The organism is Herpetosiphonaceae bacterium (genome assembly GCA_036374795.1).
Lineage (GTDB): Bacteria > Chloroflexota > Chloroflexia > Chloroflexales > Kallotenuaceae > LB3-1.
Genome location: DASUTC010000264.1, coordinates 68,215 through 82,293, shown reverse-complemented (window position 1 = coordinate 82,293; position 14,079 = coordinate 68,215). Strand labels below are relative to the sequence as shown.

The 14,079-nt window shown below is 67.3% G+C and carries 7 protein-coding genes and 1 tRNA gene; 2 read left to right on the top strand and 6 right to left on the bottom strand.

Going from position 1 to position 14,079, the window contains the following annotated elements:
• A partial coding sequence (locus VFZ66_19910; GenBank protein ID HEX6291459.1) for an ExeM/NucH family extracellular endonuclease occupies positions 1-1,031 on the top strand: 1,031 nt, incomplete at its 5' end.
• 222 nt (positions 1,032-1,253) lie between these two features.
• Here the strand turns inward: VFZ66_19910 and VFZ66_19905 are convergent.
• Positions 1,254-1,330, bottom strand: a tRNA-Val gene (locus VFZ66_19905).
• Between the two features lie 60 nt (positions 1,331-1,390).
• On the opposite strand from VFZ66_19905, the gene VFZ66_19900 reads away from it, so the two are divergent.
• Positions 1,391-1,591 (top strand): hypothetical protein, encoded by a 201-nt coding sequence (locus VFZ66_19900; GenBank protein ID HEX6291458.1) that lies wholly within the window; start codon positions 1,391-1,393, stop codon positions 1,589-1,591.
• Between the two features lie 5 nt (positions 1,592-1,596).
• Here the strand turns inward: VFZ66_19900 and VFZ66_19895 are convergent, their stop codons facing one another.
• The 5 genes from VFZ66_19895 to VFZ66_19875 form a co-directional block, all read right to left on the bottom strand.
• Positions 1,597-4,005 (bottom strand): tetratricopeptide repeat protein, encoded by a 2,409-nt coding sequence (locus VFZ66_19895; GenBank protein HEX6291457.1) that lies wholly within the window; start codon positions 4,003-4,005, stop codon positions 1,597-1,599.
• A 196-nt stretch (positions 4,006-4,201) separates the two neighbouring features.
• Positions 4,202-10,783 (bottom strand): tetratricopeptide repeat protein, encoded by a 6,582-nt coding sequence (locus VFZ66_19890; GenBank protein HEX6291456.1) that lies wholly within the window; start codon positions 10,781-10,783, stop codon positions 4,202-4,204.
• A 63-nt stretch (positions 10,784-10,846) separates the two neighbouring features.
• Positions 10,847-11,161, bottom strand: coding sequence for a hypothetical protein (locus tag VFZ66_19885; protein ID HEX6291455.1), 315 nt, complete (start codon positions 11,159-11,161; stop codon positions 10,847-10,849).
• Between the two features lie 367 nt (positions 11,162-11,528).
• Positions 11,529-12,683, bottom strand: a complete 1,155-nt coding sequence (locus tag VFZ66_19880) for a glycosyltransferase family 2 protein (GenBank protein ID HEX6291454.1) — start codon at positions 12,681-12,683, stop codon at positions 11,529-11,531.
• A complete protein-coding gene (locus tag VFZ66_19875) occupies positions 12,677-13,603 on the bottom strand; it encodes a bifunctional riboflavin kinase/FAD synthetase (GenBank protein HEX6291453.1) in 927 nt (308 codons plus the stop codon). The genes VFZ66_19880 and VFZ66_19875 overlap by 7 nt, the downstream gene beginning before the upstream one ends.
• Between the last annotated feature and the right edge of the window lie 476 nt (positions 13,604-14,079).

Sequence of the window (14,079 nt, the reverse complement as noted above, 5' to 3'; positions counted from 1 at the left end):
GCTTCACGCGCGGCAACGAGCGCACCGCAGCGCCGGAGTCCGTTGGCGGCGATCTCAAGGTTGCCAGCTTCAACGTGCTCAACTACTTCACGACGATCGATCAGTCGGGCGCGCAGTGCTTCCCCAGCAATACCCGCAGCGACTGTCGGGGTGCCGACAGCGCGACCGAGTTCCAGCGCCAGCGCGCCAAGATTATCGCGGCGCTCGCGGCGATCGACGCCGATGTGGTCGGCCTGATCGAGATCGAGAACAACGGCGCAACGGCGATCAATGATCTGGTGAGCGGACTGAACGCGGCGACCGCGCCCGGCACCTACGCTGCCGTACCCGATCCGGTCAGTGGCGCTGGCACGGGCGATGACGCGATCAAGGTGGCGCTGATCTACAAGCCCGGTCGGGTGAGTCTGGTTGGCGCGTCCACCAGCAGCAGCGATCCGATCTTCGATCGACCGCCCGTGGCGCAGGCCTTTCAGGAAAGCGGCTCCAGGCATACGTTCACGGTGATCGTCAATCACTTCAAGTCCAAGGGAAGCTGCCCCTCCGATCCGAACGATCCCAACGCGGACCAGGGTGACGGTCAGGGCTGCTGGAACGCGAAGCGCGTGCAGCAGGCTCAGGCGCTGCTCACGTTTGCCCATGCCCGGATCGCGGCGGCGACCGATCCCGATGTGCTGGTCATCGGCGACCTGAACGCTTACGGCCAGGAAGATCCGATCGATACGCTGATCGCGGGCGGCCTGGTTAACGAGGTGGCGAAGCACGTGCCGCTGGCGGAGCGCTACTCGTACATCTTCGATGGACAGTCGGGCTACCTCGACCACGCGCTTGGTACGGGCAGCATGAGCCGCCAGGTCAAAGATGTGACGCTCTGGCATATTAACGCCGACGAGCCTTCGGTGCTGGACTACAACACGGAGTTCAAGCCCGACGATCGCTACGCGCCAACGCCCTACCGCTCGTCGGACCATGATCCGGTAGTGATCGGGCTGGATCTCGGCTATCCGGTGTTCCTGCCGATCATCGGCAAGTAGCGCCACTCGATGTTCGAGCGCGCGCAACGACCTCTGCCCGGCGTCGGGTGGAGGTCGTTCGGCTTAGAAGAATCGAGCGAACGGGCGAGGGAACAAGCGAACAAGGGAACGAGCGAACAGGCGAACAAGCGTCGGCGTAGGTGGCGCGGCTGCAACAAATGCGCGGACGCGGGGGTCCAATTTCGGGGCAACAAAAAACTCCTCGCTGCCGAGGAGTTTGAGTGGTGGGCGATACAAGATTCGAACTTGTGACCTCTACGATGTCAACGTAGCGCTCTAACCAACTGAGCTAATCGCCCTCACGACGGCGGGGATTGTAGCATATTTCTCAACATTCCGCAAGCGTAAAAGGAGCATAAATGGAGATTCCAGCACTGGTGGTGATCGGCCTGGTGCTCTGCGGCCTGGTGCTGCTGGCGACTCTGGGCATGGGCCTTGTCACGCTGCTGATCAAGCTGGGCGTGATCGTGCGCGAGGCGCAGAAGCCGCCGCACCTCGACTCCGGCGACTATAGCCTGGAACAGGGCCGCGAGGTCGTCTCCGAAGACCGGCGACAGTGAGCGCGTCAGCGCGATAGCAGCAGCTTGCGCGCCTCGCCGCCCGCGACAGTCACCCTCGCGATCTGCGCGATGCTGCGTCCATCGATCGTCGGGAGCGACTCGGTAGCGGAAAACACGACCGCGCTGGCCTGGCCCTTGGCGATGCGATCGGGTCGGCCCTGGCCCACCGCCGACAGCGGCGCGCGTGCCAGGCTCGGCGCGACCTTCGCGATCAACTGCTGGGCGACGCTGACGGCTGCGGGCGCGATCAGATTGACCGCGACGGGGCGGCGCTGCACGACAACCGGCGCGATCCTGGGGAGAGCAGCTTTACGCTCCAGAACCGGCCTGGTGTACGGCGTGGCCCACGGATCGCCCAGCAGCACGAACGAGAGCAAGGTCTTCGCGTCATCGGGATCGAGATAGCCCTGCTGCTGCACGACCTCACGAGCCATCCAGTCGCGCGCCAGGGCCACCGCGCGGCCCAGCGGATGTCCACGCCGCAGGTTTTGCAGCGTTTGCTGAGTCAGCAGATCCGCACCGCCCAACGGCAGCGTAACTGCGCCGTAGGCCGTGGCCGTGCTGCCGACGAATGCCAGCGCGCCGCTCTGGAGCAGACGCAGCGCAATCGCGTTGCTCGGTGTTCGTCCGATGATCTCAGCGCCGTAGCACGCCTCGCTGATGCAGATCATCGCGGGCGGGACCGAGCCGATGTCGTGGGGCGTGAGCGCAACCGGCAGCGGCGCGCTGGCTGGCCCACCGACCGCCTGACCGTACCAGTTCGGCCCGCCCGCCAGGCCGTGGAGATTGAAATACAGCAGCCGACCGTCGCCGGGCCACGCGGCCTCGATCGTATCGGGCGTGGCGGGCGGACACCAGACCAACTGCCGCGCGCTTTCCAGCTCGGCGTACACCGTCTGCGACGGCAACTGCCACGCCTCGGCGCTGACGCCCCAGCTTACCACCGGCCCGCCCGCTTCGAGCGCCCTGGTGAGACGGCGCATAAACGGCAGCGTCAGCACGCCGCGCGGCCCGGCGATATGCCAGTGCCGATGGTACTCGATCGCGCGCTGCAACTGATCAAGCAGCAGCCGCCCACCATCTGCGCCGCCATCGGGAAAGCGCGCGACGATCAGCTCAGGCGCAAGCTCGCTGCCCGCGCCGCAGCCATAGGGATTATCCGAAGGCACATCCGCGTCGGCGTCCTGGGACGGATTCGGCAGCCGATGAAACGGGATAATCCCGTCGCCGCCGAGCAGCACCACCGCGTCGACCTCGCGACCATCTGCCTTCAGATGCGCGCATACCGCGTCGATCACATCTTTGCACGCGGCGGCGCTCCGCTCTGCTGCGGGCGCGACATTGCCGAGCGGAGCCAGCGTATCCTGCCGATCGACCAGCAGACACGCGGCCTGAATGCCACGCTGCGCCAGCGCCGCGCCGTAGCTCGCGAGCGTATCGACGATCGCCGTGGCCGTCTCCGCGCCATAGCTGGCCTCAAGCGCCCCGTAGTGCGTGACGAGCAGCGCGGTCGTTTGATCTGCGGCGACCTGCGGCGATCGGCGGCCCAAGAGCCGCTCTGTCGCCTGCTCGACGGCGCGCAGCGCAGCGGCGGATTCGGGATCAATCGTTGATGTCGTGGGCACGGCGGCATCGTTTTGCGCCGCCTTGGGCTGCATCGGCTGTGGACCTGGTCGGGGTGGTCGTGGCGCTGCGGCAGGCACCAGCGCATCCAGGGCAGCGGCCAGATCATGTGGAATCGCGACGATCGGCGGCGCGGGCATCTGGAAGGGCGGCGCATCGGGGGCAAAGATGCGCTGCGCGCTCGTGGCGAGCGGATCGACCGCCAGCGCATGCAGCAGGTATTGATACGCCTGCGCGCCATCCTGAGCCAGCGCGGCGGCGACAAACAGCGCCGGAGCCGGGCGCGGGCGGCGGCGCAGCAGCGGCTCGATCAGCTCTCGCGCCTGCTGCTCGTTGCCGACCCGTCGCTGAGCTTCCGCGCACCAGATCGCCCACTCGGCCCGCTCGCCGAAGCGACGGCTAAGCGCACGAAGCGCGGTGATCGCCAGGTGGGGCTTGCCGCTGTGCAGATCGTGCCAGAGGTGGGCCTGCGGCCCCTGTGGACTGAGCATCTGGGCGCGCTCGGCGGCGGCAGCCTGCTCTGCCCGGTCGGGGCTGGACTCGGCGATACCGTGCCAGGCCAGCGCATCGGTCGGATCGCGACCAGCGGCCAGGCGAAAGGCTGCGACGGCCCGCTCCGGCTGCGACTGGCTCAGCCAGAGCCAGCCGCGCAGGATATGCAGCGCGACCAGATCGGGATGCGAGCGGGCGACGGCGTCGAGCGCCGTCTGAGCGGCGCTGAGCTGTCCCAGCCGCAGCAGCACCTCGATCGCTTGCAGCGCGTGACCAAGCGGGCGGACGAGATCGGTCATCTGGTAGTGTGATCTTTCTGACGAGTGCAGAATCTACGGCAGCGAGCAGATCCATTGATCCGGTAGGGCGTGATGATCTTTGAATCATTATGTGGGACACATGGGTAGGACGGCACGGCGCCTCGCCCCTACGATCCAATCCCGATTATTTTGCAAAGGTTTATCGTTCCTTTGTTCTTTCGTCTCGCACGCCGCGCTAGGCGCGCTCGCCCTGCATAAACAGCTCTGACGTAAGCGTCATCAACTCTTGCAGCGCCTCGCGATAATTGCGATTCAGCTTCACCGCCTTGCGCAGCGATTCGATCGCCTCTTTGAAGTGCCGCAGGCGTCGGAGCGCATAGGCTTCCAGCAGATAGTAGCTCGCCTCGTCGGGCGCGGCGCGTAGCGCGCGGTGAGCAGCGGCGAGCGCCTCCTCGTACGCGCCCTCGGTGTAGTAGGCCCAGCCCTGAAGCGCGTGGAGATCGGGCGCGTCCGGCTCGATCGCCAGGGCATACTCCAGCGCGGCATGAGCGTCCATGATCCAATCGCCTTTCAGCTCCAGCGCGGCCTCAGCGATCGTGCGGTAGGCGTCCACCAGCGTCGAGTCAATCGCCAGCGCGCGGCGGGCATCGCGGATCGCTTCTTTGGGCCGTCGCTGGAGGAAATAGATTCGCGCCAGATCGGCCCAGGCTGCGGCGTGGCGGTCGTCGAGTTCCAGCGCGCGGCGAAGCGCCTGCCGCGCCTGATCGAGCGGCACGCCCTCAGCTTCCAGATGCATCAGGCAATGGCCCTGGCCCGCGAGCGCCGCCGCGCTTGGCTCGCTCTCCGCCGCGCGGGCGAAGCTAGTGCTGGCCTCAAGCCACTGTTTGCGCGTTGCCAGGAGCGCACCCAGAGCCAGCCAGAGACTCGCGCTGTTGGGCTGGAAGGTCAGGCCGCGCCGCAGCGTGGCCTCGGCGGCAAAATCATCGCCAGCCCGCAGCAGCGCATCGGAGAGCGTGGTCCAGTGGTCGGCGACGTGCGGCTCGGCATCGACCGCCTCGGTCAGGTGAGTGATGGCCGAGCGATGCTGGCCTTTCGTCGCCAGCGCCTGCGCCAGCTCAGCGCGCCAGAGCGCATTCTTCGGCGCGAGCTGCACGGCCTGTTCCAGGTACGTGATCCGCTCCTGGCCCTGGCTCAACCGCGCCAGCCGGTAGATCAGATCGCCGTCGTCGGGCGCGTACTGCACGGCGCGTTGCAGCACGGCGCGTCCACGGTCGTCGCGGCCATGATCGAGCGCCAGGCTGGCATACGCCAGCAGCCATTGCTTATCGGGCTGAAGCGTCGTCGCGCGCTCGAACGCATCCAGCGCCGCTTCGATCTGCCCGATCGTCTCGGCAGCGGCGGCAAGCTGCCGCCAGGCCGTGCCGTCCTCCGGCGCAAGCTGAGTGGCCCGCTGCGCAACGCCAAAGGCGCGCTGTGACTGGCGGATACGCAGCAGCGCGCGGCTGAGGCAGATCCAGCCGAAGGCCCGCGCAGGCTCCAGATCGGTCGCCTGCTCCAGATGATCGAGCGCAACCTCGATCTCGCCTGCTTCCAGCAGCGTCGCGCCGAGCCGCGCGTGGTAGCGGCCCGTCTCCGGCTCCAGCGCGACAGCCCGGGCGTAGTACTGGATCGCCTGGTGGAGCTCGCCGCGCTGCGCGGCGAGCTGGCCCTGGATACTCGCCACGACCGCATCGTTGGGCGCGAGCGTGGCGGCGTGCCCGGCGACGGTGCTCGCATCGTCGAGCTTGCGGGCGTGCAGCAGCGCAATCGACAGCCGCCGCAGCGTGAGGGCGCGCTCCGCCGAGCCGGGCGCGAGATGACGCGCGGCCTCGCCGAGATCGTTGACCGCGCCTACAACATCGCCCGCGATCAGTCGCGTCCAGCCAAGCTCACCGCGCCACGCTCCGACGCCGCGCGTCGCCTGTTCCAGCGCCGCGACCGCCTGGCTCAGCGCCGGATCGGTCTGCGGCTCGATCGGCTCGTCCTCCCAGACCGGCTGCCAGTTGTGGCGCAGCGCGATGCCCAGCACACCGTGAACTTCGGCGTCGTCGGGCGCGTACTGCGCGGCCAGGCGCAGCAGCCGAAGCGCCTCGGTCGTCTCGCCGCGTTGCAGGGCCAGCTTACCCAGCGCCAGCGCCGTCGCCGCGTCCTGCGGCTGATTGGCAAGCACATGCTGAAGGCTGGTCCGCGCCGTGGTATGATCGCCGAGCTTGAAGCAGACATGGCCGAGCAGCCGCCGGTAGCTATGCGAATCGGGCACGATCTCGACGGCGCGCTCTGCGGCGCTGCGCGCGAGCGCCAGCTCATCGAGCGCCAGCGCCTGCTCCGCCAGCATCGCAATGATGTCGGCGCGCTGTGGCTGTCGCTGGGCCAGGAAGCGCAGCAGCTTGAGCGCGCGCGGCGGATCGGCGGTCTTGAAGTGCGCTGCCAGCCGAAGCTGCACCTCGACATCGTCGGGCGCGACGCGGTGAGCCTGCTCCAGAGCACGTCGTGCCATCTGCTGCTGGCCGCAGGTCTGGGCCGCCTCATGAATCAGCAGCAGCGTATGCGGCGCGAGCGCCTGATCGTTTAGCAGCGGCGCTAAACATTGCAGCGCCTGCGCGGCATCGCCGCTCCGGAGCAGCGCCTCACCTAAAAGCTGGCGCGGCTCGGCTGCCGTCGGAGCCAGGCCCATCGCGCAGGCGGCGGCATGAACCGCGCGTGCTGCCTGGTCTGCGCGGAGGGCAGCCTGGGCGTGAAGCTCCCAGGCACGCGGATCGTTGGGATTGAGCGCTGTCGCCTCCTCAAGCTCGTCGAGCGCGGCGTGCGGATTGCCCAGCCGCAGATGCGCCAGCCCGGTCTGTCGGCGGTAGCGCGCATTGCGCGGATCGAGCGTCTGTGCGCGCTGCCATTCGAGCAGCGCCTCGGCGTGCCAATCCAGTTGCTCGTACGCCTCGGCCAGCCGCGCGCGCCAATCGGCGCGGTCGGCGTGTTCCAGCGCTGCCTGAAGCGCCTGCGCCGCCGTAATCGGCTGATGCTGTGCCATGTATGCCTCCGCAAGCTGAGCGTAGAGTGTGGGCTGGCGCCGGTCGAGCTGCAAGCTCTGCTCGAACGCGCCGGTTGCCGCCGCCCACTGTCCGATCGCCAGGTAGGCACGGCCCTGCCAGGCCCACCAGGCGGCGGGCGCGTCCGGCCTGGCGCAGGCCCGCACGAGCGGCTGGACCGCATCGGCAGGCTGCCCGATCTCGATCAGCGCCCGGCCAGAGGTCGCAAGCAATGTCGGATCGTTGGGCGTTACGCTCAGCGCCCGCTCCGCTGCATCGACCGCGACGGTCCACTGCTCGGTCGCGACCGCGATCTGGAGCAGCAGATGCTCGGCCTCAAGGCGCGGCTGCTGCAACGACCGCAGCATCGTCTCGGCCTCGTGGTAGTCGCCTGCCGCGAAGAGCAGCTGCGCCACCTGAAGCCGAAGCGTATCATCGTGGGGCACCAGCTCAAGCGCATGGCGGGCGTAGGGCAGCGCCGCGCCGGGGCTGTGGCGCGTATGCCAGACATCGGCCAGCCCGGACCAGGCGGCAGCGCGGCTGGTATCGCGCTCGATCGCCCGCTCAAAGGCATCGCACGCCGCCTCCACACGACGCAGCGCGAGCAGCACCAGGCCCAGTTGCTCGTAGGCGGCGGCGCTGCGTGGCGCGCGATCGACGGCTAGCTCGGCGGGACGCAGCGCGGCCTCGTTTTTGCCCGCCCGGAGCAGCGCGCGGCTGAGATTGAGTTGCGTCTCCATGTCGGTATCGCCCAGCGTAATCGCCGTTTCGAGCGCGACGATCGCCTCGCTGACGTGTCCGGCAGCCAGCGCGAGCGCGCCCAGCCGCCGTTGCAGGCGGTGATCGCGGGAGCGCTGCGCGACAGCGGTTCGCGCGATCAGCAGCGCCATGCGCGGATCGCCGAGCTGCTCATAGGCTTTGCTGCGGAGCGACTGAACCTCGGTGTCGTGCTCGTCGGCCTGTTCGAGCCAGCGCAGCGCCTCTGCCGCCCTGCCCACCAGCAGCAGCGCGTCGGCGAGGTCGCGCCGCAGATGCGGATGCGCACAGCCATGCGTGGTCGCGCGCCGCAGCGCCCGCTCGGCCCGCACGCCGTTGCGCGCCTGAAGATGCAGCCGCCCGACCTCGGCCAGCGCCTCGGCGTCGCTGCGGTCGCAGCGCAGCGCCCGCGCCAGATGCGTCCGTGCCAGCGCGGTATGCCCGACCTCATAGGCCACGCGGCCTGTCGCCCGGAGCGCCTCGGCCCAGGTCGGCGCGACCGTCGCGGCGCGCTCGTACCATTCCAGCGCTTCGGCGCGGCGGGCCTGCATCTCGTGAGCGCGGCCCAGATCGTAGAGCACGCGCGTGTTGTTCGGCCCGATCAACACTGCGACATGCAGCGGCTCCAGGGCCGCGACCGGATCGCCGCTTTCGATCAAGGCCCAGCCGGTTTCGGCGGCGATCTGCTCGTCGGCGGGACTCAGCTCAAGCGCCGCGCGGTAGCAGTGTAGCGCCTGCGCCTGCTCGCCCTGCGCCCAGCGTACCCGCGCCAGTTGGAGATACGCCTCAGCCGATGGCTCAAGCTGAAGCGAGACTCGTAGTGCCTGCGCGGCATCGCCCAGTTGATCGAGCTGACGCAGCAGCGCGCCCAGCTTACGATACACAGCCGGATCGTTCGGCGCTAGCTCGGCCAGGCGGCGGTAGGCGCTTGCGGCGGTCTGAAGATCGCCCAGATCGAGCGCCAGGCCCGCCAGTTGCTCGTAGGCGGCGCAGCAGCGCGGATCGAGATCGATCGCCGTCGAGAGCGCCAGATGCGCGGCGGTCGTCTCACTGTGGCGGCGGCGGATCTGCCCGATCTGAAGATACACGTCGGCGGTCGCCGCGCCCAGCTCGACCAGATGCTCAAGATGGACCAGCGCCTGCTCGTCGTTGCCCTGCGCGCTCATCAGCGCGGCCCACTCGCGGGCCAGCGGCGCGGGATCGGTGGCGGTGGCCTGAAGCGAGCGCAGCAGGCTGCGCGCCTCGTCGTAGCGATGCAGCAGCCGCAGGATGCGCGCCTGGGCCAGGCCAAAGCGCGCGTCTCCGGGCACCAGCGACGCGGCGGTCATGTACTGCGTGATCGCGTCGTGGTAGCGCTGGCGCTGCTCGTACACACCGCCGAGGTGGTAGGCCGTCTCGGCGAGCTGCTGGTGATGCGACGACATCGCCTGCTCCAGCGTCGTCGTCGCCACGTCGTCTTCGCCAAGCTCGCGGCAGGCGCGGGCTAGCGCCTGCTGGTAGTGCAGGTTGGTCGGATCGCGCTGGACGGCATCGGTATAGGCGTCGCGCGCCGCCGCCCAGTGTCCTTGCTTCAGGTAGATGTCGCCCAGCAGCCCAAAGAGCTGCGGATCGTCGCGGCCCTGGCGGATCGCCCAGCGCAGCAGCGTGACGGCAACGTCGGGATTGCCCGCCCGCGCCCAGACGCGGCCCAACGCCGCGCCGCTGTCGATGTCGACGCGCTGCGTGGCCTCCAGCACGGCCAGCGTCTCCGGCGCATCTTCGTTGGCGTCGAGCACGCGCTGCGCTTCGTTCCAGGCTTGCTCCTCGATCAGCATCCCGATCAGCGCGCTTGGCTCGTCCAGCAGGCTGTGCAGCAGCGGCAGCGCATCGCCGCGCCCGATGCTGGCGCTCCAGCGCCGGGGCGGCTCGTAGCGCAGCTCAAGCGCGACGGCCAGATCGTTCAAAAAGACGCTGCGCAGCGCCCACTCGTCGTCGCCGACCAGATCGAGGATGCCGGTGGCATCCAGCAGCGAGAGCAGCTCCTCGCCGTGGACGCCCACGCCGTCGGCGACCTCGTTGGTGATGGCGATCACCGCCGCGCGGCTAAGGATCGGCTGCGGCTGGCGGCGCAGCGCATCGGTCATCACGGTCAGCAGCGTCAGCCCGATATGCGCGCACGAGTCGGACAGGCAGTGCGCCTGGGCAGCCTCCGCGAAGACACGCTCGACCCAGTTGCGCGCGATCTGGCCCGGTCTGCGACCCTGACCTTGGTGGTGCTGCGCGACGCCGATCAGGCCGCCGAGCCAGCGCGGGCGACGAGCCAGCTCGACGCAGCCCCGGTAGCTGGCGAGCTGCTGAAGGCCGGGCAGTTCCAGCCGACCGAGCATCGTGCTGACGGTCTGATCGTTCCAGGGGCGGATGCGCCAGACGCTTGAGCGCGACGCTTGCAGCCAGGGCGCGAAGAGCGCCCACTGCTCGGTGCGGCAGTTGATCAGCCAGCGCCCCTGCGGCCCTAGCTGGTTCATCGCGCGGCGCAGCATGCCGAGCACCTCAAGCTGCTCGTTTGCCGCCACGTCGTTGAGCGCATCGACGATCAGGATGCACGGGCGCTGAAGCGCCAGGGTGGCGACGGCAGGGCCGCGCATGCGGGCGTGCGCGCCGAGCGTTCCCTCGATGCTGCCGGCGAAGAAGGTGAGCGGAATGTACAGCGGCAGGATCGCGTGGGGCTGCGCCAGGGCATCTTCGGCGAGCTGCCGCACGAGCTGCCGCACCAGGAGCGTCTTGCCGCTCCCGGCTGGCCCAAGCACGACGCTGCGCGGCGAGCGATCGACGACATGCTGGATGGTGACGCGGGCCAGGTTGTCGCGCTGGCGCTCAGCCGCCGGGTCAACCTGCTGATCGAGCCAGATCTGCAAAAGCTGGCTGGGCGTACGCAGCGTCGGCTCGTTGAGGAGCGACGTGAGATATTGCCGCATCCAAACGTCCGCGCTGCCATCGAATTGACGGGGCGATGAACTCAAGCGGTGCATCCTCCGAGGGGTATGAACGTAGCTGCGTGGCTACGTAGCTGCGTAGCTGCGTGGCTACGCTGCCAGGCTTGCCATGTAGAACGCTGTGCCGCAGATCAGAAGACCAAGGATACACAAAAATGCGCCAACACCGACAGCAGTTTGGATCAGCCGTGTCACCGCGTCCAGCAGACGTGTCGTGCCGTCCAGCGCCGCGAGAACGGTGCCTTCCGTTGCGGCCTTGCCTGTGAGCTTGGGTGCCTGCGCCGATAAGAGCCGCATCGTTTCCTGATATTCCCGGGCAAGGATGATGAAAAGACCGCTGCCGATCATGATCACGCCGATGAGGAAGAGGACTCCGGCCATGATGAGTTGAACGGTTGTCACCATAGGATGTTTGCTCTCTTGAATGCGCGGTGATGCCGGCTTCGATGCGACCAGAGATTTTGGTGGTGTGCTTGTGGTTGCGGGTGATGAATTTACCCATTACTTTTGACAGTAATTACTCGCAACCACAGTACGACTTATTGTAGTACAAAGGTATTAAATGAAAAGTCCTAAACCTTTTGGTTAGAAGTACTATGTCTTTTAAAACCAGGGTACTAGCTCAGAATCAAAAAGCATGTTCGGGGAACATTGGTTCCAAGTTTCAAGTTCCAAGTTTCTGGTTCCTGGTGCGCCGGGGGCCATGCCCAGAGAGCGCCCGGCATGGCACCTGCGTGGCGCCCGGTTCTCGGTTCTTGGTTCTGACACCGCACTAGCTGCGGTAGGATCGGCCCTTCCAGGTAACGCCCTGACCGCGCGCAATGCTCCAAAATGCCTGCGCGGCCAGCCCGAAGTAGCACAGGGTTCCCAGTGGGTACAGAAGCGCCCAGAGCGGTTGCAGGCGATGCAGGCGGCGGACGACATAGCCCCAGTAGCCGAGGGTCAGCACGAGCAAGGCCAGGCCGCAGATCACGATCGCGGTGGCCTCTTCGTAGCTTTGGAGCGCCAGGGCCAGACCAGCGCCGAGCAGGACCAAAGGCCCAAAGGCCAGCAGCGCCTGCCGAAACCCACCCCAGGCCGAGCGCCAGTTGCCGCCCGCACGAAAGCCCGCGATGGCGTTTTTGCGCAAGCCTTCCGCCACCTCGCCGAAGCGCGTGTACATGCGCACCCGCATCAGGTTGGGGCCGCCCACCGCCTGGATGCGATAGCCTGCCTGCTTGAACGCCTGCGCCAGCCGCACATCTTCCAGCACCGAGTCGTGGACGGCGCGGTGCCCATCGACGGCCAGATAAGCTGCTCGCCGCACGAGGATACATTGCCCGTTCGCCAGCGCCAGCGGCGAGCGCGGATCGTTGACGCGGTCGAGCGGATAGACCGCCTGGATCAGGCCGACGAACGGCGGCATCAGGATGCGCTCCCAGGTACTTCCCAGCTCCAGCAGCGGCAGTAGCGTCAGCAGATCGATGTGCTGCGCGGTGGCGTAGTCGATCAGCGTGGCGATCATGCCCGGCAGCGGCGCGGTATCGGCGTCGAGAAAGAGCAGCCACGCGCTATCGCTGGCCTGCGCCGCCTGCCAGCAGGCCCAGCATTTTCCGGCCCAGCCAGCCGGTAGGGGAGCGCCGTGCAGCACGCGCAGCCCCGGCAGTTGTCCGGCGAACGATCCCGCGATCTCCGCCGTGCCATCGGTCGAGTTGTCGTCGAGCACGATGATGTCGATCTGCGGCAGCTTTTGCGCGGCCAGTCCCGCCAGACAGCGCTCGATCCGATCGGCCTCGTCGCGCGCCGGAATGATCACCGTCAGCGTCGGCAGGCACGCGGGCGGCTGCGGCTGCGGCTCAAGCAGCGGCACGCGGCTGGCGCTGCGCAGATCGCGCACGACAATCGCTACAAAGACCAAGCTGAGCAGCAGCAGGGCGGCGATCAGCATCGGGCCAGCACCTCGCGTGCCCGCGCGGCATCTCGCGCGATCTGTGCTTTTAGCTCGTCGATGCCGCTAAACTTTTGCTCACCGCGCAGCCGCTCCAGAAAAGCTACGTGCAATGTCTGATCGTAAAGATCGCCGCTCCAATCGAGCAGATGCGCCTCGACGGTCCGGTTCAGCACGCCAAAGGTCGGGCGCACGCCGACGTTGGTGACAGCGTTGTGCTCCGTTCCATCGGGCAGTGTGGCGCGGCAGGCATACACGCCGTCGGCGGGTAAGACATCGTGGCTGCCGACGGCGATGTTGGCGGTCGGAAAGCCGATCGTCCGTCCGCGCTGATCGCCCTTGACGACGATGCCCGCGAGTGTGAAGGACCGGCCCAGCAGGGGCGGCACCTCGGCGACACGGCCCGCATGCAGCAGCTCGCGAATCCAGGTTGCGCTGATCGGCCTATCGTCGACTCGCAGCGGCACGACTGGATGGATGCTGTATCCAAGCCGCTGGCCGATCTCCGCCAGCACCTCGATCGTGCCCTGCGCGCGGTAGCCCAGCCGAAAATCCGGCCCGACCCATAGCTCGCGCAGGTTGATCCGAGCGCAGATCAGGCTCATGAACTGCTCGGCGGTCAGGCTTGCCAGACCGTGATCGAAGTGCAGCACGATCAGATGGTCGAGGTTGGTGCCCGACAGCCGCTGCAATCGCTCATCCTGCGGCGCGAGATAGACGCGCTCGTGCTGTGGCTGGAGCACCAGCGTCGGGTGTGGATCGAAGGTGGCCGCTGCGCTCTGTGCCCCAAGCTGCCCCGCGCGCTCGATGACCTGATCGAGCAGGTAGGTGTGACCGAGGTGCATGCCGTTGAACTTGCCAATGGTCAGCACCGTCGGCTCGGCGATGCGGCTCTGTTCGAGCGAATAATGTATCTGCATATCATTCCACATGCTAGTGCAAAATCAAGGCGCAGGTTTGGGAAACAGTGTACACGATTCTGCGTTCGAGTTTCGCGTTTCAAGTTTCAGGCCCTCATCCTCCAGCCCTGCGCCGGGTGCCATGCCGGGGTACCACGCCGGGTGCCATAAGGGCACCCGGTCTGGCGCCCGCCCTCTCGTGTCGCCTTCGGCACAGGAGAAGGGGAGCGTCGGGTTCTCGATTCTTGGTTCTCGGTTTGTTCTTTGTTCTTTCGAGACGTGCCTCTATTGTACGGCCTATTCGCGCCTGGTCGAAGCATCATCCCGCCAATTCTTCGCATCTTTCGAGCTATGGGTGTCTCGTGGCGCAAACCTTGCAAAGGCAGGCCCATGACCAGAACGCCTCCTGAACGAATAGCAGACGATCGCCTGTAGTCGATGACCGTCGGGCCTGCGCGGCGCAGTTGTGCTCGGAGAGCGGGGAATGTTCCGGGGAG

Excerpts from the sequence above, each read along its gene's own strand:
- VFZ66_19880 (HEX6291454.1), bottom strand. The coding sequence starts at position 12,683 with ATGCTGATCGCCGCCCTGCTGCTGCTCAGCTTGGTCTTTGTAGCGATT.
- VFZ66_19885 (HEX6291455.1), bottom strand. The coding sequence starts at position 11,161 with ATGGTGACAACCGTTCAACTCATCATGGCCGGAGTCCTCTTCCTCATC.
- VFZ66_19895 (HEX6291457.1), bottom strand. The coding sequence starts at position 4,005 with ATGACCGATCTCGTCCGCCCGCTTGGTCACGCGCTGCAAGCGATCGAG.
- VFZ66_19900 (HEX6291458.1), top strand. The coding sequence starts at position 1,391 with ATGGAGATTCCAGCACTGGTGGTGATCGGCCTGGTGCTCTGCGGCCTG.
- VFZ66_19875 (HEX6291453.1), bottom strand. The coding sequence starts at position 13,603 with ATGCAGATACATTATTCGCTCGAACAGAGCCGCATCGCCGAGCCGACG.